This is a genomic window from Methylobacterium haplocladii (assembly GCF_007992175.1).
GTDB lineage: Bacteria > Pseudomonadota > Alphaproteobacteria > Rhizobiales > Beijerinckiaceae > Methylobacterium > Methylobacterium haplocladii.
Genome location: NZ_BJZT01000024.1, coordinates 16027 through 42998 on the forward strand (window position 1 = coordinate 16027; position 26972 = coordinate 42998).

Below are 26972 nucleotides of genomic sequence, written 5' to 3' on the forward strand. Positions count from 1 at the left end.
CCAGCCGGAGAAGGAGCGGCGGCGGCCCGGATCGCCTCGCTTGCGACGACGATCGGTCCGGGTGTTCGAACCGTTTCGCGCCTCGAGCGCGCTGGCTTCGCCCGGCGAAAACGCGCTGCGTTCTGGCCCCGGTGACGCTTCGCGGACACGGTCCGAACGGCATTGTGGGAGGCCGTCTCGCGAAAGGAACCGCGCGACTGCGACACACCTGCGACACCCAAGCGAAAAATTTATCTAAGTCTTTGCAGCGAATCGCGTTTTTAGGCGGCTGACCCGACTCGCTTCGGCCCGCGTCTTTCTTAAGGAGTCAACAACAAGGCCCGTAAAAACCGTGGACAAATTGGGCGTCTCAGTGCTCAATATGAATACGATTCGAAGCGAGCGTTCGTGACTGCTTCGGGGCGTGCCAGCCGTACAGATGTGGAGATCGACATGCCGGAGGCGGGTTCCGCTTCCCTGGCCGCGCGCGTGCGCGCCGATACGATCCTCGGGATCCGGCGACCGCGAACGGCAGCACACGAACGGATGATGCGGGCCGAGACCTGGCTGCGCTTCGCCGTCCCGGGGATGCTCGCCGGCTTCCTGCTCTGCCTGCTCGGCGTCATCGCCCTGCACCTCCGCCTGCAGCACACCGAGGTGGTGCGCGCTGCCCATGCCGAGGTCGAGGGATTCGCACGGCTCGGGGCTGCGGCCTTCAGCGAGCATGGCGTCACCGGCGAGACCGCCCGCACCTCCGCTCAGGAGCGCCTCAATCGGCTGATGCCGGCGGGTACGCATCCGGGCCGTCAGGTCTTCGTCGTCAGCCGTGACGACCGGATCGTCGCTGCCTATCCGCTTCAGGATCGGACGCCTGCGACGCTCACCGCGGTTCTCGGCGCCGAACAAGTCCTCAGCTCACTCGCAGAGACGGCCGGTGCGATGATCCTGCGCCTTGCCGATGGCGCCGAGGTCATCGCCGCCGTGCACCGGCTGGCCGACGGCACGGGCCAGGTCGCCGTGATCCGGCCCGTGGCGCATGTGACCGCCGCGTGGTGGGAGCGGCTTTGTACCCTCGCCGTGCTGTTCGGGGCGACCGCCCTCGTCGTCGTCGGCATCGGTGCCGCCTATACCCTCCAGACCCGCCGGGCGCATGCTGCCGACCGGGTTTGCGACGAGGTTCGCCGCCGGCTCGACACGGCGCTCGGGCGCGGCCGCTGCGGCCTCTGGGACTGGGACATCCCGCGGGGCGAGATCTTCTGGTCGGATTCGATGTACGCCATGCTCGGTTACCCCGCCGAGAAGGGCCTGCTCTCCTTCGGCGACGTCAACGCCCTGGTCCATCCGGAGGACGGCGACCTCTACAGCCTCGCGCGCCACCTCGCCGCCGCCCAGGCCACCATCGATCACGAATTCCGTATGCGCGGTGCCTCCGGCGAGTGGATCTGGCTGCGCACCCGGGCCGAGATCGTCCACGACGAGGCCGACGGCAGCCGCCACCTCGTCGGCATCGCCGTCGACGTCACCGAGCAGCGCCGCCTCGCCGAATCCACCGCAACCGCCGACATGCGCCTGCGCGACGCCGTCGAGGCGATCTCCGAGGCCTTCGTGCTCTGGGACGACTCGAACCGCCTCGTCCTCTGCAACTCGAAGTTCCGCGACCTGCACGCCCTCTCCAACGAGGACGCGATCCCGGGCCGCCGCTATGCCGACATCATGGGCCGTGGCGTGCTGCCGCCGGTGCGGCGCGAACTCCCCGACGTCGGCCGCGCCAGCCCGGCTGCGCGCACCTTCGAGGTCGAGCTGACCGACGGCCGCTGGCTCCAGGTCTCCGAGCGCCGAACCAAGGATGGCGGCTACGTCTCGGTCGGCACCGACATTACGGGCCTGAAGCGCCAGCAGGAGAAGCTCGTGGTCTCCGAGCGCGAGCTGATCGCCACGGTGAAGGACCTGAAGCGCTCGCGCCGGACGCTGGAACTCCAGACACACCAGCTCGCCGATCTCGCGGAACGTCATCTCGACCAGAAGGCCAAGGCCGAGATCGCCAACCAGGCGAAATCCGAGTTCCTGGCCAACATGAGCCACGAGCTGCGGACGCCGCTCAACGCCATCATGGGCTTCGCCGACCTGATGGAGAGCGAGGTCTACGGACGCCTCGGCGACCCGCGCTACGCCACCTACTGCCGCGACATCCGCGAGAGCGGCACCTACCTGCTCTCGGTCATCGACGACATCCTCCACATGGCCCGCATCGAGGCCAAGCGCGTCAGCCTCGACCGCCACGAGATCGTCGCGGCCGATGCCGTGCGCGGCGCGGTGAAGCTGATCGAGCTGGAGGCCAAGGCCAAGAACCTCCGCGTCTGCGTGGAGATGCAGCAGAGCCTGCGCCTGCTCGCCGACGACCGGGCGCTGACCCAGATCCTCGGCAACGTGCTGCAGAACGCGGTGAAGTTCACGCCGGCCGGCGGACGGGTCTCGGTGCGGGGCCGGAGTTGCGGCACCTATGTCCACCTGTTCGTGGAGGACACCGGCATCGGCATCCCGAAGGGCGCCCTGGCCAAGCTCGGCAGGCCCTTCGAGCAGGTCGAGAACAACCTCACCCGCAGCCACCGCGGGTCGGGCCTCGGGCTCGCCATCGCCCGCTCGACCTCGGAGCTGCACGGCGGCGCCCTGCGCATCCGCTCCGACGAGGGCGTCGGCACCATCGTGATGGTGCGCCTGCCGGCCCCCACGCCGGAGCGCCTCGCCGCCCTCAGCCGCCCGAGCGCCGACGTGACCGTCGACAGCCTGCGCCTCGTCTCGGGCGCCATGCCGCGGCCGGACGACAGGGCCGTTTCGAACGGCTGAGTTAATTAGAATTACTCTAAGCTGCCCGCCTCATGCAGTGCGGGCATGCAACGGGGAACATTCGGTTTTGCCAGTCATTTTCGGGGCATGACGCGCCGCGCCAAGAGGCATGCGGCGGGCGCCATCACCGAGACAGCAACCCCGAATGGAGTGAGACCATGGCCAAGGCCAAACCCGACCTGCGCGTCGCCAGCGACCGCCTCAACACCCCGACCGATCTCGATCCGGCCGACGTGACGAAGATCTCCGAGGGCCTCACCGTCCTGCTGTCGGATCTCTTCGCGCTCTACATCAAGACGAAGAACTTCCACTGGCACGTCAGCGGCCCGAACTTTCGCGATTACCACCTGCTCCTCGACGCGCAGAGCGAGCAGATCTTCGGGATCATCGATGCGGTGGGCGAGCGCGCCCGCAAGATCGGCGGCACGACGCTGCGGTCCCTCGGACAGGCGGAGGGCCTGAAGCGGGTCTCGGACAACGACGCGGACTACGTCTCGCCGCTCGACATGCTCAAGGAGCTGCGCGACGACAACAAGAACCTCACCGCCAACATGCGCGAGCTGCACAGCGTGACGGACGAGGCCAACGACGTCTCGACTACGAGCCTGCTCGAGGAGTGGATCGACCAGTCCGAGGAGCGCACGTGGTTCCTCTACGAGTCCACCCGCGACGGGACGCAGGGCGGCCACTGACCGCCCTCCCCTTCCGGGGACGCGTACCGGCCAAAAAAGAGCCCCGCATCCAGGATGCGGGGCTTCTTTCGTTTCAGGAGGCTTCGGTGATCTCGTCTTCGCGGACCGCTCGTTCGGCGAAGCCGGAGCGGATGCGGTAGGAGACCTCGCCGGTCTGATCCGCCGGCATTAGGCGCACGACCTCGGAGATGTCGCCGAAGCCGGCCTTGTCGTCGGAGAACGACGGGCGCGTGCGTTTCACGCGCTGGCCGAGCTTGAATTTATGGGGCACGGAGCCCTCGCTTTCTGGTTCGTCGTGGTTCGGAGCGTCACCACGAGGCGACGCCGGAGGGCCGCTTCTCAGCGGCGCAGTTTGATCTTGGCCTTGCGGGCGGCGTAGCGGGCGTCGCGTTCGGCCTTCTGCGCGGCCTGGGCCTCGCGGGCACGTTCGGCGGCGGCCTCGACCTCGGCGGCCTTGCGGGCGATCTCGGCCTGACGGGCGGCTTCGATCTCGGCGGCCTTGCGCTCTTCCTCGGCGATGCGGGCGAGTTCGCGCTCTTCGGCGCGGGCCTCACGAGCCTCGGCGATCGCCTTGCGCTCGGCATTCCGGGCGATGACGGCCGGATCGTCTGCAGCGGGGCGCTTGCGGAAGCGTTCCACCATGGCCTCGCGGGCCTTCTGCTGCGCCGAGAGACGGTCGTCGAGTTTGTTCTGGCTGATGAAGCTCACGTAGGGTCCTTAGAGCGGCCGCAGCCCCGATGGCCTGGCCTGGAATGGATTGGATGCTGAGAAACGAGAGAAGCCGCCCCGGACCGGAGCGGCTTCGGCGTCGATGTCGGATCAGGCGCTCTGGAGCGAACCGGCCGACTGCTTGCCCGAGCGGCGATCGGTCTCCATCTCGTAGGAGATCTTCTGGCCCTCGATCAGGTTGCGCATGCCGGCGCGCTCGACGGCCGAGATGTGTACGAAGACATCCTTGGAGCCGTCATCCGGCTGGATGAAGCCGAAGCCCTTCGTTTCGTTGAACCACTTGACGGTGCCGGTGCTCATAGTCGTCCTTGTCGCTTCGCAGGAAATCGTGCGTAGTGCATCGGCCGCCATACCGTGGCGAACCGTCCGATAACCGATAGAAGTCGAGAAATTCCGAACCGCCCTGCGAAGGCGTACACGGCCCAAATTCCGGGCTTAGATCGATGGTGGCTTAATAGACCTTTGTGCTCCTCCCGGCAAGGCTGGGAGAAGATCGCACGAAACCCCGCGCGGAATTTATCGGCACATCGCGGCCCGGGACGTGTTATCTCCCCGGACCCCCTGCGCAATCCGGCGCCTCGGGCGACGCCGTGGCCGTCAGCATCTTCCGAGCGTCTCGGAGCGCGGCCCTGAGCGAATCATCATTTGCCACGCTGTCGCCGACGGATGCCGGGCACCGGCCGCCGCGCAGCGCCCAGAGAGGACAGACCATGGCTCAGAACACCCCGAACGGGCGCACGCCGGGCCTCTCGATGGCCGAGTTCAACGCCCGCGCCAAGAAGATCGCCGCCTCCACCGGCGAAGTCGAGAAGGGCTCCGCCCGCCGCTCGCCCCCCTCCCGCTTCCGCCGCGACAGCCCCGCCGCCCCGAAGCCCGCCGCCGAGCCGGCCGGCGAGAGCGAGACGACGGAGACGGAGGCGAGCGAGTCCAGCGAGAGCTGAGCCCTCCTCCGTCATTGCGAGCGTAGCGAAGCAATCCAGGGCCACCCCACACCGGTGGTGAAGCGACCCTGGATTGCTTCGCCTTCGGCTCGCAATGACGATTTGGGTCACCCAACAGAAGCCGCTCCTCGCCGGGCGGCTTTTTCATGGGTACGCGCGGGCTCTCCTCCCCCTTGTGGGGAGGCGTTGGAGGTGGGGGTGGCTCCGCCTGCCACCAACCCAGGCCAGCGGAACCACCCCCACCCTCGATCCCTCCCCACAAGGGGGAGGGAAGGCGCTCCACCCACGAAAAAAGCCGCCCCCGAGGGAGCGGCTTTCCTGCCGAGCGCCGGACCCGACGGGGCCGGCAAACGGTTCGACGGATCAGGCCGACTGGAGCTGCGCGGCGGCCTTCTTGCCGGAGCGCTTGTCGGTCTCGAGCTCGAACGAGAGCTTCTGGCCCTCGACGAGGTTGCGCATGCCGGCGCGCTCGACGGCGGAGATGTGTACGAACACGTCCTGTCCGCCGTCATCCGGCTGGATGAAGCCGAAGCCCTTGGTCTCGTTGAACCATTTCACGGTACCGGTGGTCATGTAGAATCCTTAGAATCTTCGCAGGCTTGTCATGTGGTTAGCACTCCGCGCGGACGCGAAGGGCCGGAGATACCGATAGGGGTGGAAACGACGGAACCGCCCTGCGAAGGAGTCACGGCCCGGAAAGTCCGGCCACAGATCGATACGTAGGAGATGGGGTGCTGGGGCGGGATGGCAAGGCTCTGGCAATTCTAAGGACCGAAGCCTGACAGAGCCACCTACAATTCAGGATTATTGTCTCCGAGATTGCGCTCGCGACGGCTTCCAATATGATTTTCCCAGTAATAAAAGTTTTCATCTCAAATAAAAGGCAAAAAGAATAATTAATTTACTCAACTTAAAGGCAGCATCTCTTAAATTTTTTTCCACTGCCGCACGGGCATGGATCATTTCTGCCGATTTTCATATTAAATCTGCTGCTACGCTTCGTGAATTTCATACCTTTTGGCATAGTACTCACCAAATAATCTAGTTTAGCATTCTTCTTCCAAGGGTATTTTAACGATACTCCAAAAATAGGAGAAGGCACATTAGGACGCAGGAGAATGCCATACCACTCACGCGCGTTTTGACTATATTTTCTTATCTCGCAATGTGATTTTAGTTTTTTTGAAGAAATATCAATATCTGAGAGGCTGCAGTGAATTGTTAAACCGGCATTAGCGTCTCCTATTCCAACTGTTAAGTCATGGAAACCCCCATCGCTTATCGTCATTGCACTAATACGATCAATGCCGTTGCTGATATATTCTAACGTTTCCTCGGAAAGTGTAAGCAACAAAAAACCGAAATCGACACTGTGTTCATTGTCTGATGCTTCGATCCGAGAAATGAGCTGTCCTAAACTTGTGTTTGTAAATCTTGTCAATATCCCATCAGGCGTACGTTGTCCTGGGAGGCCTTCCCGTCTCACGAGCATAGCTGCGTCGAGATCAGCAGAAATATCTTCATGCAGCTGAACAAAATCGTGATTATCACCTATCCATAGATTTCTTTTTATGTGATACGACAGTATTGTTAATTCGTTTACTGAAAATATTCTATCATTGTATTGCAGTCTCTTGTCTATATAACTTAGTAAGTATAAAGGAGTATGCAACATTTCGCACATTACGTCCAAGTTAAATATATCACACACGAATGGTTGAGATATAATTTCGTGCTTGTTAGTGCGAAGAAAAATTCGCGACTGGAAAGAAAGAGCTGGGTAATGATCTGAAATGAGACAAATAGGGTATATTTTGCGAATGCTTTTACTAAGATTTATCAGGTTTCCGCAGTCGTCTCTCAGAACAGTTTCTGTTCTAAGAATCAAGTCTGAACATAGCCAGCCTTAATCGTAGGCGTCTTGAATGCTTGCTTTAAAATCAGCGGCAATAGCGAGATCATTGCCTTTTCTGGCTTCGATTGTTAACCGTTTAGTTTTTGCTTGGATTAGCAGAACTCTTCCTGCAAAAATAACCAAAACATCGATTTCGCCCGCATCTTTCTTGCCAGGAATTTCTAATTTGACGTTGCGATATACTTTGCTCGTGCCGAATACGGTCTTCAGTCTTTCATAAGCAAACTTCTCTAAAAATTCTCCCCTGTTTTTAGCAGCGATTTCCTTGTAGTTTTTGTCCGCAATCATCCAGAAAAACGGATTCTCATATAGTGCTTCAAATAGCGTATAATAATGAAACAACAAATACTTTTCGGATTCAATGCGTATTATTGGATATGCGTTTACAATATTGAAATCTCCAATTTTCGAAAACTGACTGTTGCCCGTTTCTAACGGCGGAGAAAAAGCCTCAATAACGAATCGCACTTGATCAGGGGTATAGGCCGAATTTTCTGCTATCTCTGCAGCAGAAAAAGCAAACCCAGGCAGCATAGTCCATGTCGATTGATTTGCATTTTTCAAAGTAAGTAGATGGCGTTTCAAATTTTCATTCTGAAACTCTCCTATAATAGAAACTATATTCACTGCCAAACTAACGTCAATATTTCTATTTTTGATTAGCCATTCGTTATCGGATGCGTATTTAAGCTTCGAGAAATCACGATATTGAAATCCGTAAGCGGAATCCCCACCGTAGAATATTGGTTCTCGAAGGACTTCACCCTTTAAAAAAGGATTCTTGTTTGAGGCTGGCTTTGCTGTCGAAATTTCGTCAATTAAGGGGCGCCCAATAACGGTGTGCAACTCCTCAAGAATCTGCTCTGTTCGAATAGCTAGCTCTGATATAGTTCGTTGGCTTACTATATCGACAGAGCAGCCAGATCGAAACCACAGGCCAATTAGAGTCGATATCTCAGTTCGAATTAATCTGTTATCCCTGAATTGTCCCGCAATAGTTTTGGCGTCTATTTCATCTTTAATGCCAATTACGTTGTCTCTGAAACAAATCGCTGCTATAACGTGCGCAAACCCAGGTTTAGAACAGATTGTTGCTAAATCAGAAAATATATCTGATTCGGGGCGGATATTATGGGTCATTCGATCAATCTCTACCGCTATTATTGCATTTTAAGAAAAGATACTCATTGGTTACGTTTCGTAACATTAACTATAGAAGCATCATCCCAACTGCCTTTCGTCTCAAACCCCAACCGCCGACAAACCGCCAACATCGCCCGGTTCTCCGCCAGCACACTCCCCTCCACCCGCGCTATCCCCTCCGCCTTCGCCCAATCCAGCATCATCCGCATCAGCGCGTAGCCGAGCCCCACACCCTTGATGTCCGAGCGGACCAGGATGGCGAATTCGCCGCTCTCGTGGTTGGCGTCGGCGTGGAGGCGGACCGCGCCGAGCATCGTGTCGTCCGCAGCGTCGAGGGCGACGAAGGCGATGGCGCGGGAATAGTCGAGCTGGGTCAGGCGGGCGAGGAAGGCGTGGCTGAAGTGCTTCATCGGCGTGAAGAAGCGCAGGCGCACGTCCTCCGGGTCGATCTCGGCGAAGAAGGCGGCGAACAGCCCCTCGTCCTCGGGGCGCACCGGGCGCACGCGAATGGCGCGGCCCTTCAGGGTCATGGTGCGCTCCCACGCCACCGGATAGGGCCGGATCGCGAACCGCGATGGGAATTGTTTCACGTGAAACACATCACGTCCTAGCGTCGAAGCCCGCTCCACGCGGATGCGGCCGTCGAGGCCGAGCACGCCGTCGGCGTCGGCGAGCAGCGGGTTGATGTCGAGTTCGCGCACCTCGGGCAGGTCGGCGGCGATCTGCGCGAGCTGCACCAGCACCAGGGCGATGGCATCGAAATCGGCGGCCGGCACGTCGCGATAGGCCGCGAGCCGCCGCGACACGCGTGTGCGAAAAATCTGGTCGGCGGCGAGGCGGAGGTCGAGGGGCGGCAGGCCGAGCGAGCGGTCGTCGATGACCTCGACGGCGGTGCCGCCGGTGCCGAACACGACCACGGGGCCGAAGGTCGGGTCTTCCGCCAGCCCGACGATGAGCTCGCGCCGGTTGCCCCTCGGCACCATCGCCTGCACCGCGAAGCCGGTGATGCGCGCCTCCGGCCGGAGCGTTCGCACGCGGGCGACCATGCGGGCTGCGGCCTCGCGCACATCGGCCTCGGAGGTGAGGCCGAGGCGCACGCCGCCGACATCCGACTTGTGCACGACGTCCGGCGAGACGAGCTTGAGCGCCACCGGCTCGCCGCGCGCGATCATCGGCCAGGCGGCCTCGGCGGCGCTCGTCCCGTCCGGCGCCAGCAGGCAGGGCTGCATCGGGATGGCGTAGGCCGCGAGCAGCGCCTTGACGCTGAGGGGATCGAGCCAGCTCTGCCCCGCCGCGAGGGCGCCCGCGACGATGCTTCTCGCGGTCTCGACGTCCGGCTTGAACGCCGGGGGGAGCGAGGCCGGCGTGCGCATCAGGTTCTCCTGCGCCTCGCGGTAGCGCACCACGTGCAGGAACCCGTCGACCGCGTCGGAATCGGTGGCGAAGAGCGGGATGCCGGCCTTCGCGTAGATCGCCGCCGCCTCCGCATCCTCGCCCACCGACACCGCGAAGACCGGCTTCTTGCGATCCCCCCCGCGGCGCGCCTCGCCGACGGCGCCGGCGACCGCCTCGGCCGTCTGCCGCGCGCCGGCGCGGGCGGTGGGGACGTGGATCGCGAGCAGCGCATCGTTGCCGCGGCAGGCCAGCAGCGGCCCGAGCGCGGCGGCGTAGTCCCGCGCCTCCGCATCGACGCCGAGATCGATCGGGTTCTTGGACGTGCCGTGGCGGACTGGGGCGATGGCCTCCAGCGTCTCGGGCGTGGCGTCGGCGGCGGTGCCGCCCCGCTCGGCCAGCCTGTCGGCCGCGAGCGCGCCGATGCCGCGCCCATTGGCGACGATCATCAGCCGGTTGCCCGGAAACGGCCGCTGCCGGCGCAGGGTCTCGGCAGCGGAGAACATCTCGTCGAGGGTGTCGACCGCGAGCAGCCCCGCCCGACGGAAGGCGGCGGCGTAGACCGCATCGGGCCGGGCCAGCGCGCCGGTATGGGTCTGCGGCTCGGTCTCGGGCGCCTGATGCCGCCCCGTGCGCAGGACCACCACGGGCTTCACCCGCGCCGCCGCCCGTGCGGCCGACAGGAACTTGCGGGCGTCGTCGACGCGGTGGAGCGAGAGCAGGATCGCGCGGGTGTGGAGATCGGCGGCGAAGTGGTCGAGGGCGTCGGCCACATCCACATCCGCCGAGCGGCCGGTGGTGAGGATCGCCGAGAAGCCGACCTCGCGCCGATGCGCCCAGGCCGCGATCGCCGAGGCCACGGTGCCGGATTGCGTCACCAGTGCGAGATCGCCCGGCCGCGGCGGATGCGCCAGAAGCGTCGCGTTCAGCCTGGCTCCGGGCACCGCCAGCCCGATGCTGTCGGGGCCGAGGAGGCGCAGGCCATGCCGTCGTGCCGCCCGCCGGGCCGCGCCGATCGGCTCCGCTTCGCCTCGCCCGAGATGCGCCGACAACACGATGACCGCCGCAGCTCCGGACGCACCGGCCTCGTCGACGATGCCGGGCACGGTGTCCGGTGGCGTGGCGATCAGGACGAGATCGGGCTTTTCGGGAAGTTCCGCGAGGTTGGCGAAGCAGGGTTCGCCGTCGATCGTCTGGTATTTGCGATTGACCGGCCGGATCGCCCCCGCAAAGCCGCCAGCACGCAACGCATCGATGACCGCGCGACCGACCGATCCGTCGCGCTCTCCCGCGCCGACGACGGCCACGCTTCGCGGCGCGAGCATCGCTGCGAAGCCGTAGGTGCTCATGTGTACGTCCCGGTCTGCATCACGGCTGAGGCGGCGCAACGCTCCCGGTGCACACCCTGGCGGGCGCCGTGTCTAGCCCCTGGCGGCCGGCACCAGCACTAGCGTCTGGTGGAGGCGAAACACCTTCGGCCAATGCTCGCGCTCGGCCAGTTCGGCTGCCTCGGCAAGGGTGAGGTGCCGGTCCGCGGCGACCTGATCCAGGCTCATCCAGTTGTTCTGCATCTCCGGCGCGACCTCGAAACGCTAAATGATGTGCAACGCACGACTTCGGGGCGACAACGGGTTGGGTTGGTTAACGTTCCCGGGCCCTCTCGCGGGATCGTGAGGTGCGAAACCTCGACCTTGGATTGAATCGTATCAGCTGACGCCATTAGTGTTGGCATTCAGTAACCGCCGACACCGGCCTGTGCCGAACGGCACCGACTTCGCACCGCGCGAAACAGAGAATGAATAACGCATTCGCTGGGCAACGCTCGCTGCGCGATAGGTTGCGTGTATGCGGGCCGATCGTCTTTAGAGGCCTCGACGTAAACCGTCGAGTACTCGACCGTTTGTCAGTGAAGGCGGCTCAAGCGACTGATTTTCAGCTCGGAGCCCGTAGCTTTTTCTATAGAGCTCGTTCATCAGGGCGTCAGCGCGCTGACCGGTTGGGCCTTTGCTCCACCGAGACCGAGGGTTCGCATAGAGGAAGCGGTGATAATGACGAGCGAGAGCAACACTGTGCTGGACCGCGCCGAGTTGACCCGTGACATCGTCTCGACTTTCGTCAGAAGCAACCCCATCTCACCTGCCGATCTGCCTGCGCTCGTCGCGGCCGTCCATGCCATGCTGCAGCAGTTGTCTGCTCCGCAAGCGCCCGAGCCGATCGCGCGGCCGACACCGGCCGTATCGGTCCGGAAATCGATCACGCGGGAATTCCTGATCTGCCTGGAGGACGGAAAGCCGTTCAAGTCGCTGAAGCGCCATCTCCGGAGCCGATACAACCTGACACCCGAAGAATACCGCGCCCGCTGGAACCTTCCTGCGGATTATCCGATGGTCGCGCCGAACTATGCCGATGAGCGCTCGAAGCTTGCCAAGGCGATGGGGCTCGGCAAGGAGCGCCGCGCCGTCACAGCGGAGTGATCCACTTGCCGGCTGGACCGGATGCCGTTTCGGCGCGATCCTGCGATCGATCGGGTGACTGAGGTCAGCGCATCGTCCACAGGTGTTTTACGGGCGGACTGGCATCGACCGAACTCCACCAAGCCCCTGAGGTTGCAGAGGAAGTGGCCCCGAGGGGCGTGATCCTTGCCGAGCCGCTTCGACGGCGCCGACCGCCCCGTTATCCGTCGGGCAATCGGTACCTGCGACGCTTCGCGGGTCATCGCCGTTCGTTGCGAGCTTACCTGCGCAAGGTCCATGTCCGGTCGTTCCAAATCGGTCTCGCGCCTGTTCTGGACCTTCGTCGTCGGCGGCGGACTGGCGCTGGTCTACGGCAGGCCGGCACTCGTCGGGACGGGCGCCCTGCTGGCGGCGATCGTGCTCTACCGCCTCGATCGGCCACGCCGGTTCCGCGCCCTCGTCCGCCGTGTCACCCGCAAACACGCGCGCATCCTGGCGCTGCGCCGCCGCCAGGAGCGCTTCGTCGACGCCTACGGCAACACGGTCGAGGACGGCTGGCTGCGCGAGCGCGCGTATTTCGTGGAACGCAGCATTCTGCCCAAGGTCGAGGCGCGGGGCTTCGCGGACTATGTCGAACCGCGCTGGAACGAGATGATCGCCATCGTCGAGCGGGTGGCGTCCTCGGTTCGCCTGCCCGACGAAGCGGACATGCCCGAGGACGGGGTCGCCTACGAGCGTTTCTGCGCCGGTCTCCTTCGGCAGGCCGGCTGGCAGGCTCGCCCGACCCAGGCCAGCGGCGACCAGGGTGCCGACGTCATCGCCGAGCGCGGCGGCACCCGCCTCGTCGTGCAGTGCAAGCGCTACGGAAAGCCCGTCGGCAACGGGGCCGTGCAGGAAGTGGCGGCGGCGGCCCGGCACTGGTCGGCGGAGATGGCGGCGGTCGTCTCCAATGCCGGTTTCACCCCCGCCGCCCGCAAACTGGCCGCCACGACCGGCGTGCTGCTGCTGCACCACGACGATCTCGCCGAACTATATCCCATGAGATCGGTCGGCCGGTCGCGGCTGCCGGCCTGACGGCGCTCAGGCTTCGACCGGAAGCGGCAGCCACTTGCGCCCGTCGCGGGCCAGGAGATCGTCCGCCGCCTTCGGCCCGGCGCTGCCGGCGGCGTAGGGCTCGACCGGGGCGCTCCTCCAGGCGTCGAGCAGCGGCTCCACGGCGGCCCAGCCGGCCTCGATGTTGTCGGCGCGCTGGAACAGCGTGGCGTCGCCGGTCATGCAGTCGTAGAGTAGAGTCTCGTAGCCGACATTCGGCTTCTCGTCGAAGAAGTCCTTGTAGAAGAACGACGTTTCGACGCGGCCGAGGCGCATCTGCGGGCCCGGCGCCTTGACGTTGATCTCCGTGGTCTCGCCGGCATCCGGATCGATCTGGATGCGCATGACGTTCGGCGCGACGGCGTCCGTCGGCGTATCGCGAAACAGCCGGTAGGGCGCCGGCTTAAAGTGGATCGCGATTTCGGTGAGCCGCCCGGCCATGCGCTTGCCGGTGCGGACATAGAACGGCACGCCGGCCCAACGCCAGTTGTCGATCTCGAGCTTCAGGGCGACGTAGGTCTCGGTGTTCGAATCCGTGGCGACGTTCGGCTCGTCGCGATAGGCCGGGACGTCGCGGCCCTGCTCCCTGCCGGCCGTATACTGGCCGCGGACCGCGTGGTCAGGCTGGATCGGCTTCACTGCTTCAGCGAGCTTGGCCTTCTCGGTCCGCACGGCCTCGGCGTCGAAGGAGTTCGGCGGCTCCATCGCCACCATGCAGAGCAGCTGGAACATGTGGTTCGGCACCATGTCGCGCAGCGCCCCGGTCGGCTCGTAGAACGAGCCGCGCATTTCGACGCCGACGGTCTCGGCTGCGGTGATCTGGACATGGTCGACGTATTCGCGCCGCCACAGCGGCTCGAAGATGCCGTTGGCGAAGCGGATCGCCATGATCGACTGCACCGTTTCCTTACCGAGGAAGTGGTCGATCCGGTAGAACTGGTTCTCGTCAGCCTGTTTCAGGATGCGGGCATTCAGCGCCTTGGCCGAGGCGAGGTCGGAGCCGAACGGTTTTTCGATCACCACGCGGCGGAAGGCATCGTCCGTCTGCTTCAGGAGGCCCGCCTTGCCAAGGCCGTCGACCACCGGACCGAAGAAGCGGGCTGCGACGGCGCAGTAGAAGATCGCATTGCCTTCGATTTTCTCCGCGAGCGCTTTGTAGCTTTCGTCCTTCTCGAAGTCGCCCTGGAAGAAGTGAAGCCGCTCGGCGATGAAACCCCAACTCGCCGCGTCGATGTGGTCTGCGTGGAACTCGGCGCTCTTGTCCTTGGTGAAGGACTGCATCGTGTCGGTGAGGTCCTTGCGCCAGCCGGCATCGTCGTTGGCATTGTGGTCGACGCCGATGATCTTGAGATCCTTCGAGAGCAGGCCGCCGCTCGAAAGGTTGTAGAGAGCCGGCATCAGCAGCCGCTTTGTGAGATCGCCGCCCGCGCCGAAGATCACCAGCGTGCAGGCCGGCGCCCGCGCGATCCCGGCCTTCACGTCGTTCTGGAGAAGGGGGTGCTCGGCCATGGGTGGGTTCCGGATGCGTGCTGCGGCGCGAAAATCATCCGTCAACGGAGCAATCGTGGCCACGTTCCGCGTCGGCCTGTCATACGAAATCCGATGGACTGCTTCGCAATGCGGAATTCGGTTTCGCTCAGATGCCGCGCGGGCTTGCTGACAGGCGGTCCGAATGAAGCATCCGGACAGCCTGTCACTCCGCCGTGCGTAGGGCCTGTCCGTGATCGATCGGCAAATCGAGCGCCTTGTCCTTCAGCTCCTCGCCCGTGGGCAGCGAGCGGGCATCCCAGCCGCCGCCGAGCGCCCGGATCAGGTCGACGGCGGTGGTGAACCGGCTCAGCCGCACCTGCAGCGAGGCGACCTCGTTGTTCACGAGAAGCGCCTGCGCCGTGACGACGGTGGTGAAGTTCTGGGTGCCGGCGCGGTATTCGTTGAGGGTGATCTCGACCGCCTTGCGGGCCGAGGCCACGGCCTCGTCCTGCTTCACCTGCTGCCGGGCGAGGACACGGATGCCCGACAGGCCGTTCTCGACCTCGCCGAAGGCCGTCAGCACGGTCTGGCGGTAGGTGGCGACGGAGGCGTCGTAGCCGGCGCGGGTCGATTGCAGCGCGGCGCTGCGGGCGCCCCCGTCGAACAGCACCTGTGTGCCGGCCGCGGTCAGTGCCCAGGCGGCGTTGGTGGCCGAGAAGATGCCGTTGCTGGTCAGGCCCGCGAAGCCGCCGGTGGCCGAAAGCGTCACCGTCGGGAAGAACGCCGCGACGGCGACGCCGATCTGCTCGCTCTGCGCCTGCACCAGACGCTCGGCCTGCGCGATGTCCGGGCGGCGTTCGAGCAGCTGCGAGGGTACGCCGACCGGCACGGCGGGTGGCCTGTCCGCGAGCCGCCCGACGGCGACGCCGAGCTCGGAGGGCGGCCGCCCGATCAGGGTGGCCAGCGCATGCTCGAACACCGCGCGCTGCAGGTCGGTGGCGATGACCTGCGCCTCCGTGGTCTGGAGCTGCGTCTGCGCGGTGATGACGTCGGAGCGTGCTGCGACGCCGGCATTGTACTGGTTCTCGGCGATGGCCAGGCTGCGCTTGTAGCCCTCGACGTTCTCCTGGAGGACCTTCTTGAGCGAATCCTGGTAGCGCAGCTGCAGGTAGGTGGTCGCAAGCTCGGCCTGGATGCCGAGCCGCACGAGGCCGATATCCGCCGCCGAGGCCTGTGCGCTGGCGACGTCGCTTTCGAGCTGACGCCGGATACGACCGAACAGGTCCGGCTCCCAGGTCGCCTGCCCCTGCAGCGAGTAACTCGTACGTTCGACGCCCCCCGTGCGCGCCCGTGTGATCGACGGTGCGCCGATGACCGTCGGGAACAGCGCCGCGCGCGACTGGGCGACGAGGGCGCGGGCCTGCGTGTAGTTCGAGATCGTGGCGCGCAGGTTCTGGTTGTCGACGTCGACCGACCGCATCAGCCGGTCGAGGGTCGGGTCGCGCAGCACCGTCCACCAGTCGCCGCGGACCGCGCCGTCGTTCGGTTGCGCCGGCCGCCAGTTCTTCCGGCTCTGCACCCAGGCGACGCTGTCCTCCCGCATCCCGCCTTCCTTGAAGCCGAGCGGCGTCTCGACGGAGGGGCGTGTGTAGTCGGGTCCGACGAGGCAGCCGGAGAGGGACGTCGAGATCACGCACGCAAGGCCGAACGCCAGGATGCTGCGAGGCCCCCGCGCATCCCCTCTCCCCGCACCAATCTCGGGCTTGCCCGAAATTGGCTTTTGTCTGCCAAAGTCGGGCAAGCCCGACTGTGGTGGGGGGAGGGCTTTGCCGACCTTGTCGTCGGCAAAGCGAGGCGGCAGCCGAAGGTGAGGGGGCGTGTCCGGAGCGGTCAATCCTGCAGCCGCCCCCTCACCTTCGCCCTTCGGGCTTGTCGCGCCGACGACGAGGTCGTCGCGACCCTCTCCCCGCGTGCGGGGAGAGGGGGGTGCGAACCCATCCGTTCTAGCATCACGAATGGCCATCACTCGGCCGGGAATGGTGTCGCGCCGCCGGCCGCCCGCCGGGCGCGCCGGTTCTTCGCCCAGTGGCGCAGGCGGTCGAGGTACAGGTAGACGACGGGGGTCGTGTAGAGGGTCAGGATCTGGCTCACGATGAGGCCGCCGATGATCGCGATGCCGAGCGGCCGGCGGAGCTCCGCGCCCTCCCCGGCCGCCAGCACGAGCGGCGCGGCGCCGAGAAGCGCGGCCGCCGTTGTCATCATGATCGGCCGGAAGCGCAAGAGGCAGGCCTCGTAGATCGCGTCGGCCGGCGAGGCGCCGCGGGTACGCTCGGCGTCGAGGGCGAAATCGATCATCAGGATGGCGTTCTTCTTCACGATGCCGATCAGCAGGAAGACTGCGATCAGCGCGATGATCGTGAACTCCGTGCCGGTCACGAGCAGCGCCAGCACGGCGCCGATGCCCGCCGACGGCAGCGTCGAGAGGATCGTGATCGGATGGATGTAGCTCTCGTAGAGGATGCCGAGCACGGCGTAGACCGCGAGCAGCGCGCCGAGGATCAGGAGCGGCTGGCGCGAGGCCGAGGCCATGTAGTTCTTGGCCGCGCCCGAGAATTCGCCGTGGATGGTCGCCGGCATGCGCAGGTCCGTCATCGCCTTCTCGATCGCGGCGGTGGCCTCCGACAAGCTCTTGCCCGGGGCGAGGTTGAACGAGACGGTGGTCGAGACGAACAGACCCTGATGCGCGACCTGGACCGGGGCGTTGCCGGTCTCGAACCGGGCGAAGGCCGAGAGCGGCACCATGGTCTCCTTGGCGCTCGACACCGGGGCGCTGGACGAGGCGCCGCCCTTCGACGCGGCGATGGCGTTCGAGGCGGCGTTGCGGGCGGAATCCGAGGCGATGGTGGAGGCGTCGGTGCCGGTCGAAGCACTGCTGGCGCCGACGCCCGCCGTCGGGGCGACGGTGGTACTGGCGCTGCCCGGGGCCGGCGAGCCGCTCGACGTCGCCGAGGTGCCGGTGCTCGACGGCGACGACGAGCCGGAACTCGTCGTGGTGGCCGCAGCCGCCGGCCCGCTCACGGTGCCCGCGACAGCATTCGTGACCGCCGAGCCGCGGGCGTTGCCGCCGGAGGTGGAGACGTAGATCAGCTTCAGGGTCTCGGGGCTCTGGAGGTAGCGCGGCGCGATCTCCATCACGACGTGGTACTGGTTGAGCGGGTTGTAGATCGTCGAGACCTGCCGCTGCCCGAAGGCGTCGTAGAGGGTGTTGTCGATCTTGTCGGGCGTGATGCCGTAGCGGAAGGCCGTCGGCCGGTCGATTACGAGACGGCTTTCGAGGCCGCCCTCCTGCTGGTCGGAGGTCACGTCGGCGAAGAGGTCGGTCTGCTTCTGAAGCTCCTGCACGAGCCGCGGCGCCGAGGCGTAGAGCTCGTCGGCCGAATCCCCCTGCAGCGAATACTGATACTGGGCGAAGCTCTGCCGCCCGCCCATCTTCAGGTCCTGGCGCGGAAACAGAAACAGCCGGGCGCCCGCGACCTGGGCGAGCTTCGGGCGAAGCCGCGCCATGACCTTCTCGATGGAATCGCGGGTCCCGAGCGGCTTCAGGCCGACGAAGACGTTCGCGGAGTTGGTACCGCGCCCGCCGGTGAAGCCGACGATGCTCTCCACCGCCGGATCGGCCTGGACGATGGCGCTCGCCCGGGTCAGCTTCTCCTTCATCGCCTGGAACGAGATGCGCTGATCGGCCTGGATGCCGCCCATGAGCTGCCCGGTATCCTGCTCGGGGAAGAAGCCCTTCGGCACGATCACGTAGAGGTAGACGTTCAGCCCCATCGCCGCGAAGACGCTGAGCAGCACCAGCCGGCGGTGGCGGAGCGCGAAGCCGAGGGTGCGCTCGTAGCCGCGCAGCAGGCCGTCGAAGCCGCCCTCCAGGATCCGTGCCACGATGTTCGGCCGCTTGGCCGGGCCGGCGGAGGCGTCGTGATGGGGCTTGAGGAATCGGGCGCACATCATCGGCGTCGTCGTCAGCGAGACGACGAGGGAGATCAGAATCGCCAGCGAGAGCGTGACTGCGAATTCCTGAAACAGCCGGCCGACGATGCCGCCCATCAGCAGGATCGGCAGGAACACGGCGACGAGCGAGAGGCTCATCGAGATCACCGTGAAGCCGACCTCGCGGGCGCCGAGCAGCGCCGCCTCGACCCGCGGCTTGCCGTCCTCGATGTGGCGCTGGATGTTTTCCAGCACGACGATGGCGTCGTCGACGACGAAGCCGGTGGCGATGATCAGCGCCATCAGCGAAAGGATGTTGAGCGAGAAGCCGAGCAGGTACATCGCGGCGAAGGTGCCGATGATCGAGATCGGCACGGCCACCGCCGGGATCAGCGTCGCGCGGCCCGAGCGCAGGAAGACGAACACCACGAGGATGACGAGGCCGACCGCGATGAGCAGCGTCTCCTCGGTTTCCTTCAGAGAAGCGCGGATCGTGGCCGAGCGGTCGCCGGAGATGTGGAGGTCGATGTCCCCTGGCAGCGCCGCCTGGATCTGCGGGATCGCCGCCTTCACGCGGTCGACCGTCTCGACGACGTTCGAGCCGGGCTGCTTGTAGATGAACAGGATCACGCCGGGCTTGCCGTCGACGAGGCCGAGGTTGCGCTTGTCCTCGACGGAATCCTCGACCACCCCGACATCGGTCAGGCGCACGCCCGCCCCGTTGCGATAGGCCACGACGATGTCGCGGTAATCCGAGGCCTGCCGCCCCTGGTCGTTGGCGTAGAGCTGGTAGCGGCGAGCGCCCGCGGTCACGTCCCCCTTCGGCGAGTTCGCGTTTGCAGACGCCAAGGCCGCGCGGATCCCTTCGAGGCCGATGCCGTAGTGGAACAGGGCGGTCGGATCGAGCTCGACCCGCACCGCTGGCAGCGACGAGCCGCCGATATCGACGTTCCCGATGCCGTCCACCTGGGACATCTTCTGCTGAACGACGGTCGCGGCGGAATCGTAGAGCTGGCCCGGCGAGAGCGTGTCCGAGGTCAGGCCGAGGATCAGGATCGGCGCATCGGCCGGGTTGAACTTCCGGTAGGTCGGGTTCTGGCGGAGCGCCGTCGGCAAGTCGGCGCGGGCTGCGTTGATCGCCGCCTGCACGTCGCGGGCGGCCCCGTCGATGTCGCGGTTGAGGCCGAACAGCAGGACGATCCGCACCGTGCCCGTGGAGCTCGTCGACGTCATCTCGTTGACGTCGGCGATGATCCCCAGGCGGCGCTCCAGCGGCGCGGCCACGGTCGTCGCCATGGTCTCAGGGCTCGCGCCCGCCATCTGCGCTTGGACCAGGATGACCGGAAAATCCACCTGCGGCAGCGGCGCCACCGGCAGCCGCACGAAGGCGAACAGCCCGGCTAGCAGCACGCCGACCGTGAGCAGCGTCGTGGCGATCGGGCGGCGGATGAAGGGGGCGGAGATGTTCATCGCCGCGCCCTTCCCTCTCCCCGCACGCGGGGAGAGGGCCGAGCCCCCCTTGTCGGGGGCGAGGCAAGCGGAGGCGAAGCCGGAGCGAGGGTGAGGGGGTGACTCCGGATGAGGCTCCTCCGACTGTGCCCCCTCACCTTCGGCTGCCGCCTCGCTTCATGCCCCGACAAGGGGGCATGAAGCCCTCTCCCCGCGTGCGGGGAGAGGGGGATGCGCACATGCCCTGCGCTCGCGCCGCTCAAGGCAGCGCCTCGCCAGCCCGGTACCCGCCTTCGCGGCGGCCCATGATCCGCCGCTCGAGCCGGTCGAAGAACAGGTAGATCACCGGCGTCGTGAACAGCGTCAGCACCTGGCTGACGATGAGTCCGCCGGCGATGACGATGCCGAGCGGCTGGCGCAGTTCCGAGCCGACGCCGGTCCCCATGATCAGCGGCACCGCCGCGAACAGGGCCGCGAAGGTCGTCATCATGATCGGGCGGAAGCGGAGCAGGCAGGCCTCGTAGATCGCATCGCGCGGGCTCATGCCCTCCTCGCGCTCGGCCTGCAGCGCGAAGTCGATCATCATGATCGCGTTCTTTTTCACGATGCCGATGAGGAGCACGATGCCGATGATCGCGATGATGTCGAGGGACAGCCCGAACAGCATCAGCCCGAGCAGCGCGCCGATCCCGGCGGAGGGGAGCGTCGAGAGGATGGTGATTGGGTGGATGAAGCTCTCGTAGAGCACGCCCAGCACGATGTAGACGGTGACGATCGCGGCGAGGATCAGGAACAGCTCGTTCGAGAGCGCCGACTGGAAGGCGAAGACCGAGCCCTGCGGCACCACGTTGAAGCTCGCCGGCAGGCCGATGTCTTTTCGGATTTGCGCGATCGCGTCGACGGCCTGCCCGAGGGCGGCGCCCGGGGCGAGGTTGAAGGACACGGTCGTGGCCGGGAACTGCCCGAGATGCCCGACGAGCAGCGGGGCGCGGCGCTCCTCGACGCGGGCGATGGCCGAGAGCGGCACCTGGCCCGAGGCGGCGGTCGAGGACGGCAGGTAGAGGTTGTTCAGCGAGTCGAGGGTGGTGTGGAGCGCCGGATCGGCCTCCAGGATCACCCGATACTGGTTCGACTGCGAGAAGATCGTCGAGATGATGCGCTGGCCGAAGGCGTCGTAGAGCGCGTTGTCGACCGAGGCCGGTGTGATGCCGTAGCGGCCCGCCGTCGGCCGGTCGATGGTGACGTATGCGGCGAGCCCGTTGCCCTGGTAGTCGCTGGTGACGTCGGCGAGCAGCGGTGAGCGCTGCAGCGCCTCGACGAAGCGCGGCACCCAGGTCTCGAACTCGCCGAGGTTCGGGTTCTCGAGAATGACCTGATACTGTGTCGCCGAGACCGCCGTATCGATCGTCAAATCCTGGACCGGCTGCATGTAGAGGCGCACGCCGGGGATCTCGCGGGTGGCGGCGCTGATGCGCCGGATCACGTCGCTGGCGCTGCCGGTCCGCTCGGCCTGCGGCTTCAGGTTGATGAGCATGCGGCCGGAATTCAGCGTCACGTTCTGTCCGTCGACGCCGATGAAGGAGGACAGGTTCGCGACGTCGCGATCCTTGAGCACGATGTCGGCGAGCTGCTGCTGGCGCTCCGCCATGGCGGCGTAGGACACGCTCTGGTCGGCCTGGGAGATGCCCTGGATGACGCCGGTATCTTGGACGGGGAAGAAGCCCTTCGGGATCACCACGAACAGGTAGGCCGTCAGCGCGATCGTCCCGAGGGTGACGACGAGCGTCAGGCCCTGGTTCGCCAGCACGACCCGCAGGGCGCGCCCATAGGCGCTGATCGTGCCCTCGGTCAGCCGCCTGCCGAAGCGGCCGATGAAGCCCTCGCGACGCTCGCCATGCACCACCGGCTTCAGCAGCCGCGCGCAGAGCATCGGCACCAGCGTCAGCGAGACGACGGCCGAGATCACGATGGTGGCCGCCAGGGTGATCGCGAATTCGTGGAAGAGCCGGCCGACGACGTCGCCCATGAACAGCAGCGGGATCAGCACCGCGATCAGCGAGACCGTCAGCGAGAGGATGGTGAAGCCGATTTCACGGCTGCCCTTCATCGCGGCCTCGAGCGGCGTATCGCCGCCTTCGACGTGGCGGGCGATGTTCTCGATCACCACGATGGCGTCGTCGACGACGAAGCCGGTGGCGATGGTCAGGGCCATCAGCGAGAGGTTGTCGAGGGAGAAGCCCCACAGGTCCATCACCGCCAGCGTGCCGATGAGCGAGAGCGGCACCGACAGGCTCGGGATCAGGGTGGCGGAGAAGCTGCGCAAAAACAGGAAGATCACCAGCACGACGAGGCCGATGGCGAGCATCAGCTCGACCTGCACGTCCTCCACCGAGGCGCGGATCGTGACGGTGCGGTCGGTGAGGAGCGCCACGCCGATCGCGGCCGGCATGCTGGCCTGCAGCTGCGGCAGCAACGCCTTGATCTTGTCGACCGTCTCGATGACGTTGGCGCCGGGCTGGCGCTGGATGTTGAGGATCACGGCCGGCGTGCGGTCCATCCAGGCGCCGAGCTTGGTGTTCTCGGCCCCGTCGACCACCGTCGCCACGTCCGAGAGCCGCACCGGCGCGCCGTTCTTGTAGGCGATGATCGCGCTGGAATAGACGGCCGGGTCGCGGATCTGATCGTTGGCGTTGATGGTGTAGCTCTGCGTCGGGCCGTCGATGTTGCCCTTCGGCGTGTTGACGTTGAGGTTCGAGATCGTCGTGCGCAGGTCGTCGATGTTGAGCCCGTAGGCCGCGAGCGCCAGGGAGTTGAAGCGCACTCGCACCGCCGGCCGCTGGCCGCCGCCCATGCTGACGAGGCCGACGCCGGCGACCTGTGAGATCTTCTGCGCCAGCCGGGTCTCGGCGAGGTCGCGCACCTGCGTGAGCGGCATCGTCTTCGAGGTCAGCGCCAGCGTCAGGATCGGCGCGTCGGCCGGGTTGACTTTGGCGTAGACCGGCGGGGCCGGAAGGTCGGATGGCAGCAAATTGCCGGCCGCGTTGATCGCCGCCTGGACCGACTGCTCGGCGATGTCGAGGGAGATGTCGAGGCTGAACTGCAGGGTGATGACCGAGGCCCCGGCCGAACTCTGCGAGGACATCTGGTTGAGGTTGGCCATCTGGCCGAACTGCCGCTCCAGCGGCGCCGTGACGGCCGAGGTCATCACCTCGGGGCTGGCGCCGGGATAGAAGGTCTGGACCTGGATCGTCGGGTAATCCACCGACGGCAGCGCCGAGACCGGCAGGTTCACGTACGACACCATGCCGACGATCAGGATCGCCAGCATCAGCAGCGTCGTCGCGACGGGGCGCAGGATGAAGATGCGGGAGGGGTTCATGCTCTGCGCCTAGGCGGCCACGTCGTTCCCTCTCCCCTCTGCAGGAGAGGGTGGCCCGCGAAGCGGGCCGGGAGAGGGGAGCGACAGTTCCGGAGAGGGCGCTCCCCTCTCCCGACCCCTGCAGACGCAGGGGCCACCCTCCCCCGCAGAGGGGGGAGGGATGACGCGCGCTTCATCACTGCGCCGCCTTGTGGCGCCCGCGCCGGCGCGAGCTGTCGCCCGCCTGCGGCTGCGTCGCCTCGCCGGTGCCGGGCGTCGAGGCGCTGCCGGCCTCGGCCTGCTGGGAGGCGGCCGTGCCGGGCGCGGTGTTGTCGATCGCGCGGCCCGGCGCGGCGGCCTGCGGGCCGCCTGCACCGGAGGTGATCCGCACCGGCGCGCCCTCGCGCAGGCGATCGGTGCCGTCGGTGACGACACGGTCGCCCGGCTGGAGCCCGGCGGTGACCACCGTGCGGGTGCCGTCGGTCTCGCCCACCGTGATCGGCCGGACCGTGACCTTGTCGTCGCCCTGCATCAGGTAGACGTAGGCGCCCGGCGTGCCCCGCAGGATCGCTCCGGTGGGCACTACGGGGGCGTTCCGGATGGTGTCGACGGTCAGCTTGGCATTGACGAACTGGTTCGGAAACAGCGTTTCGTCGTCGTTCTGGAACAGCGCGCGCAGCTTCACCGTGCCGGTGGTGACGTCGATCTGGTTGTCGACCGTGTCGAGGCTGCCGGTGGCGATCTCGTGCTGGTCGCCGCGGTCGTAGGCGCGCACGGTGAGCTTGGCGCCCTCGCGGACACGCTTCATCACCCGCGAGACGTCGTCCTCCGGCAGGGTGAACAGCACCGAGATCGGATGGAGCTGCGTCACCACCACGATGTTGGTGGAACCGCCCGAGATATAGTTGCCCTGGTCGACCTGGCGCAGGCCGACCCGGCCCTCCACCGGCGAGACGATGTGGGCGTAGGCGATGTTGAGCCGCTGCTGGTCGACCACCGCCTGATCGGCGGCGACGGTTCCCTCGTTCTGCTTCACGAGGGCGGCCTGGGTGTCGACGTTCTGCTTCGAGATCGAGTCCTGGCGGTTCAGGGTCTGGTAGCGGACGAGATCGAGCTTGGCGTTCTGCAGCAGCGCCTGATCCCGGGCGAGCTGGCCGAGATACTGCGCCAGCAGCGCCTCGTAGGGCCGCTGGTCGATCTGGGCGAGATAGTCGCCCTTCTTGACCGTCTGGCCCTCGCGAAAACCGATCTCGGTGAGATAGCCGCTGATTTGCGATTTGACCGTCACGGTGGCCAGCGGCGTCACCGTGCCGAGGCCCTGCAGCACGATCGGCATGTCGCCGGTCGCCACCGTGGCGACGCCGACGGCCTGTGCCATCTCGCCATGCTTGCCGCCTGGGCCGCGTCCGTGTCCGGCCTCGCCGGTGCCGGCGGCCTTCCGGGCGTCGTACATCCGGTGCGCGACCGCGCCAGCGAGCCCGAGGACGAGAAGCACGACCATCCAGCGCAGCGGACGGCTGCGCCGGCGGGTCGGTGTGGGCGTCAGCACGGGATATTCCCGGGCGGTCTCCCTGCGTATGGGCGAACTCTCGTTCATCCTCGACCCAAATCAATGCGCCACGTCGAAACCAGTCTTCGTGCAGAACCCCGGTCGATCGCCGGTCGAACTGTGCTTCCGTTCGGACACCGAAAGCAATTCGATCGTAGGGCCCGTCCCGTCAAACCGCGATGCCGTCGAACGCGCGGCGCGGCCGTCGGCGGGATCGGAGCCGTCGAAGAGCGTTCGCACCCTCCCCCGGCAATACGCCGTGAGTACGGCACCCAGGTTTCCCGGATGTTGCTGTTGCCGGTTTCGCACGACGCCCGGCAAAGTTAGCTGTGGTGCTAGCGCGCAGCCGGTTCGAGGGCGCGATAGAAGCGGATCACATCGCGAAAGGCGTCGTCGACCGGAGCAACCGGGATCGCCGCGCGAAGCCCTACGCCGAGGACGCCGACGCCGAGCGCCAGAAGGAGCGAGGTTCGGATCCGCATGCGGAAACCCGTAGCCGATCCTGAGGCCGGTGCAGATAGCAAAAAGGCCACCGTGCGAAGCGGCAGCCTTTTCGATACAACCGGACCGGCAATCGCTCAAGAGGAACGAGGGGGCGGAGTCCCCACCAAGCGATCGCCGGCCGGCCGTGGACTGAGAATTGTCTCACGACTGACGATTGTCAACATTCGTCAGTGCACGTGCCGTCGCCTCGGGCAAGTCATGTGCGGTCTCGCACGTTTTGTCGTGATATCCCCGCGTGGTATCGGGTTCTCGTCTTGACGCGGCGAGAGGACCACGCGCGGTCGCCCGCCCTTGCGATCCGGTGGCATGAACCCCGTCTTCTCCGATCTTCCCGTCACGGTCTTCGAGACGATGTCGCGGCTCGCCCGCGAGCATTGCGCGATCAATCTCGGCCAGGGCTTTCCCGACGACCCGGGGCCGGAGGACGTGCGCGAGGTCGCGGCGACGGCCCTGCGCGACGGCTACAACCAGTACCCGCCGATGATGGGCCTGCCGTCGCTGCGCGTGGCCATCGCGGCGCATTACGGCCGGCACCAGGGGCTCGACCTCGACCCGGAGACCGAGGTGATGGTGACCTCGGGCGCCACCGAGGCGTTGGCCGGCGCGATCTTCGCGCTGGTCGCGCCCGGCGACGAGGTCGTGCTGTTCGAGCCGATGTATGACGCCTACCTGCCGCTGGTGCGCCGGGCCGGCGGCGTGCCGCGCTTCGTCACGCTGAAGCCGCCGCATTTCCGCATCGACGAGGACGCGCTGGCGGCGGCGTTCTCGGAAAAAACCAGGCTCGTCATCCTCAACAACCCGCTGAACCCCTCAGCCACGGTGTTCGCGGAGGCCGACCTGTCGCTGCTCGCCGGATTTTGCCGGCGCTTCGACGCCGTCGCGCTCTGCGACGAGGTCTGGGAGCACGTGATCTTCGACGGCGCCCGCCACCGGCCGCTGATGGCGCTGCCGGGCATGCGCGAGCGCACGATCAAGATCGGTTCGGCCGGCAAGATCTTCTCCCTGACCGGTTGGAAGGTCGGTTTCGTGATGGCGGCGCCGCACCTGATGCGCGCGCTGGCCCGCGCGCACCAGTTCCTGACCTTCACGACGCCGCCGAACCTGCAGGAGGCGGCGGCCTACGGGCTCGCCAAGGACGAGGCCTACTTCACCGGCATGCGCGCCGGGCTCGCCCGCTCCCGCGACAGGCTCGCGGCCGGCCTGGCGGATCTCGGCTTCACGGTGCTGCCGAGCGCTGCGACGTATTTCCTCAGCCTCGACATCGGGGAAGCCGACGACGTCGCCTTCTGCGAGACCCTGGTCCGCGAGCACGGCGTCGCGGCAATCCCGGTCAGCGCCTTCTACGAGACGGGTGGCGTCCGGAACCTCGTGCGCTTCTGCTTCGCGAAGACCGACGCGACGCTCGACGCAGCGCTCGACCGGCTGGCGGGCTATGCGAGGGCGGCGTGAGTAATTTTTGCTCCGGGCCGCGT

Annotated in this window: 20 protein-coding genes; 6 read left to right on the forward strand and 14 right to left on the reverse strand. The window is 65.8% G+C overall.

Annotated elements, in window-relative coordinates; genetic code table 11:
* The first annotated feature begins 432 nt into the window (after nucleotides 1-432).
* Both MHA02_RS11060 and MHA02_RS11065 read left to right on the forward strand, forming a co-directional pair.
* Complete coding sequence (locus MHA02_RS11060) at nucleotides 433-2823, forward strand: PAS domain-containing sensor histidine kinase (RefSeq protein WP_147078700.1); 2391 nt, start codon at nucleotides 433-435, stop codon at nucleotides 2821-2823.
* Between the two features lie 158 nt (nucleotides 2824-2981).
* Nucleotides 2982-3515 carry a Dps family protein gene (locus MHA02_RS11065; protein WP_147078701.1) on the forward strand — a complete coding sequence of 178 codons (534 nt, stop codon included), beginning with the start codon at nucleotides 2982-2984 and terminating at the stop codon, nucleotides 3513-3515.
* A 73-nt stretch (nucleotides 3516-3588) separates the two neighbouring features.
* On the opposite strand, the gene MHA02_RS11070 is transcribed toward MHA02_RS11065, so the two are convergent.
* The 3 genes from MHA02_RS11070 to MHA02_RS11080 all read right to left on the reverse strand — a co-directional run bounded on the left by MHA02_RS11070 (nucleotide 3589) and on the right by MHA02_RS11080 (nucleotide 4544).
* Nucleotides 3589-3786 carry a hypothetical protein gene (locus MHA02_RS11070; protein ID WP_147078702.1) on the reverse strand — a complete coding sequence of 66 codons (198 nt, stop codon included), beginning with the start codon at nucleotides 3784-3786 and terminating at the stop codon, nucleotides 3589-3591.
* Nucleotides 3787-3854: 68 nt separating this feature from the next.
* Nucleotides 3855-4223 (reverse strand): DUF6481 family protein, encoded by a 369-nt coding sequence (locus tag MHA02_RS11075; RefSeq protein WP_147078703.1) that lies wholly within the window; start codon nucleotides 4221-4223, stop codon nucleotides 3855-3857.
* 111 nt (nucleotides 4224-4334) lie between these two features.
* Nucleotides 4335-4544, reverse strand: coding sequence for a cold-shock protein (locus MHA02_RS11080; RefSeq protein WP_147078704.1), 210 nt, complete (start codon nucleotides 4542-4544; stop codon nucleotides 4335-4337).
* Nucleotides 4545-4954: 410 nt separating this feature from the next.
* Between MHA02_RS11080 and MHA02_RS11085 the strand changes: the two genes are divergently transcribed.
* Nucleotides 4955-5185: a hypothetical protein gene (locus MHA02_RS11085; protein ID WP_147078705.1), complete on the forward strand. Its 231-nt coding sequence runs from the start codon at nucleotides 4955-4957 to the stop codon at nucleotides 5183-5185.
* Nucleotides 5186-5548: 363 nt separating this feature from the next.
* On the opposite strand, the gene MHA02_RS11090 is transcribed toward MHA02_RS11085, so the two are convergent.
* From MHA02_RS11090 to MHA02_RS22850, 5 genes are all read right to left on the reverse strand, one after another.
* On the reverse strand, nucleotides 5549-5758 hold the full coding sequence (locus MHA02_RS11090; RefSeq protein WP_147078706.1) for a cold-shock protein: 210 nt from the start codon (nucleotides 5756-5758) through the stop codon (nucleotides 5549-5551).
* Nucleotides 5759-6095: 337 nt separating this feature from the next.
* The gene (locus MHA02_RS11095; RefSeq protein ID WP_170249173.1) at nucleotides 6096-6860 is read right to left on the reverse strand and encodes an SEC-C metal-binding domain-containing protein; all 765 of its coding nucleotides are present in this window, start codon (nucleotides 6858-6860) and stop codon (nucleotides 6096-6098) included.
* Nucleotides 6861-7091: 231 nt separating this feature from the next.
* Nucleotides 7092-8240 carry a nuclease-related domain-containing protein gene (locus MHA02_RS11100; protein ID WP_147078708.1) on the reverse strand — a complete coding sequence of 383 codons (1149 nt, stop codon included), beginning with the start codon at nucleotides 8238-8240 and terminating at the stop codon, nucleotides 7092-7094.
* 44 nt (nucleotides 8241-8284) lie between these two features.
* The gene (locus tag MHA02_RS11105) at nucleotides 8285-10984 is read right to left on the reverse strand and encodes a bifunctional acetate--CoA ligase family protein/GNAT family N-acetyltransferase (protein ID WP_147078709.1); all 2700 of its coding nucleotides are present in this window, start codon (nucleotides 10982-10984) and stop codon (nucleotides 8285-8287) included.
* A 72-nt stretch (nucleotides 10985-11056) separates the two neighbouring features.
* Nucleotides 11057-11191 carry a hypothetical protein gene (locus tag MHA02_RS22850; RefSeq protein WP_280177983.1) on the reverse strand — a complete coding sequence of 45 codons (135 nt, stop codon included), beginning with the start codon at nucleotides 11189-11191 and terminating at the stop codon, nucleotides 11057-11059.
* A 492-nt stretch (nucleotides 11192-11683) separates the two neighbouring features.
* On the opposite strand from MHA02_RS22850, the gene MHA02_RS11110 reads away from it, so the two are divergent.
* Both MHA02_RS11110 and MHA02_RS11115 read left to right on the forward strand, forming a co-directional pair.
* Nucleotides 11684-12109: a Ros/MucR family transcriptional regulator gene (locus MHA02_RS11110; protein ID WP_147078710.1), complete on the forward strand. Its 426-nt coding sequence runs from the start codon at nucleotides 11684-11686 to the stop codon at nucleotides 12107-12109.
* A 276-nt stretch (nucleotides 12110-12385) separates the two neighbouring features.
* The gene (locus MHA02_RS11115) at nucleotides 12386-13162 is read left to right on the forward strand and encodes a restriction endonuclease (protein ID WP_147078711.1); all 777 of its coding nucleotides are present in this window, start codon (nucleotides 12386-12388) and stop codon (nucleotides 13160-13162) included.
* Nucleotides 13163-13168: 6 nt separating this feature from the next.
* Here MHA02_RS11115 and zwf read toward each other — a convergent pair whose 3' ends face one another.
* The 6 genes from zwf to MHA02_RS22130 form a co-directional block, all read right to left on the reverse strand.
* Entirely contained in the window at nucleotides 13169-14689 is a 1521-nt protein-coding gene (zwf, locus tag MHA02_RS11120; protein ID WP_147078712.1) for a glucose-6-phosphate dehydrogenase, read from the reverse strand.
* A gap of 184 nt (nucleotides 14690-14873) precedes the next feature.
* Nucleotides 14874-16343, reverse strand: coding sequence for an efflux transporter outer membrane subunit (locus tag MHA02_RS11125; RefSeq protein WP_238180384.1), 1470 nt, complete (start codon nucleotides 16341-16343; stop codon nucleotides 14874-14876).
* 329 nt (nucleotides 16344-16672) lie between these two features.
* Nucleotides 16673-20110, reverse strand: a complete 3438-nt coding sequence (locus MHA02_RS11135; protein WP_147078713.1) for an efflux RND transporter permease subunit — start codon at nucleotides 20108-20110, stop codon at nucleotides 16673-16675.
* 238 nt (nucleotides 20111-20348) lie between these two features.
* Nucleotides 20349-23468, reverse strand: coding sequence for an MdtB/MuxB family multidrug efflux RND transporter permease subunit (locus tag MHA02_RS11140; RefSeq protein ID WP_147078714.1), 3120 nt, complete (start codon nucleotides 23466-23468; stop codon nucleotides 20349-20351).
* 175 nt (nucleotides 23469-23643) lie between these two features.
* Complete coding sequence (locus MHA02_RS11150; RefSeq protein ID WP_147078715.1) at nucleotides 23644-25044, reverse strand: MdtA/MuxA family multidrug efflux RND transporter periplasmic adaptor subunit; 1401 nt, start codon at nucleotides 25042-25044, stop codon at nucleotides 23644-23646.
* A gap of 287 nt (nucleotides 25045-25331) precedes the next feature.
* Nucleotides 25332-25478, reverse strand: a complete 147-nt coding sequence (locus MHA02_RS22130) for a hypothetical protein (protein WP_170249175.1) — start codon at nucleotides 25476-25478, stop codon at nucleotides 25332-25334.
* Nucleotides 25479-25806: 328 nt separating this feature from the next.
* Here MHA02_RS22130 and MHA02_RS11155 point away from each other — a divergent pair, with 328 nt between their 5' ends.
* Complete coding sequence (locus MHA02_RS11155; protein WP_147078716.1) at nucleotides 25807-26949, forward strand: aminotransferase; 1143 nt, start codon at nucleotides 25807-25809, stop codon at nucleotides 26947-26949.
* The last annotated feature ends 23 nt before the right edge of the window (nucleotides 26950-26972 follow it).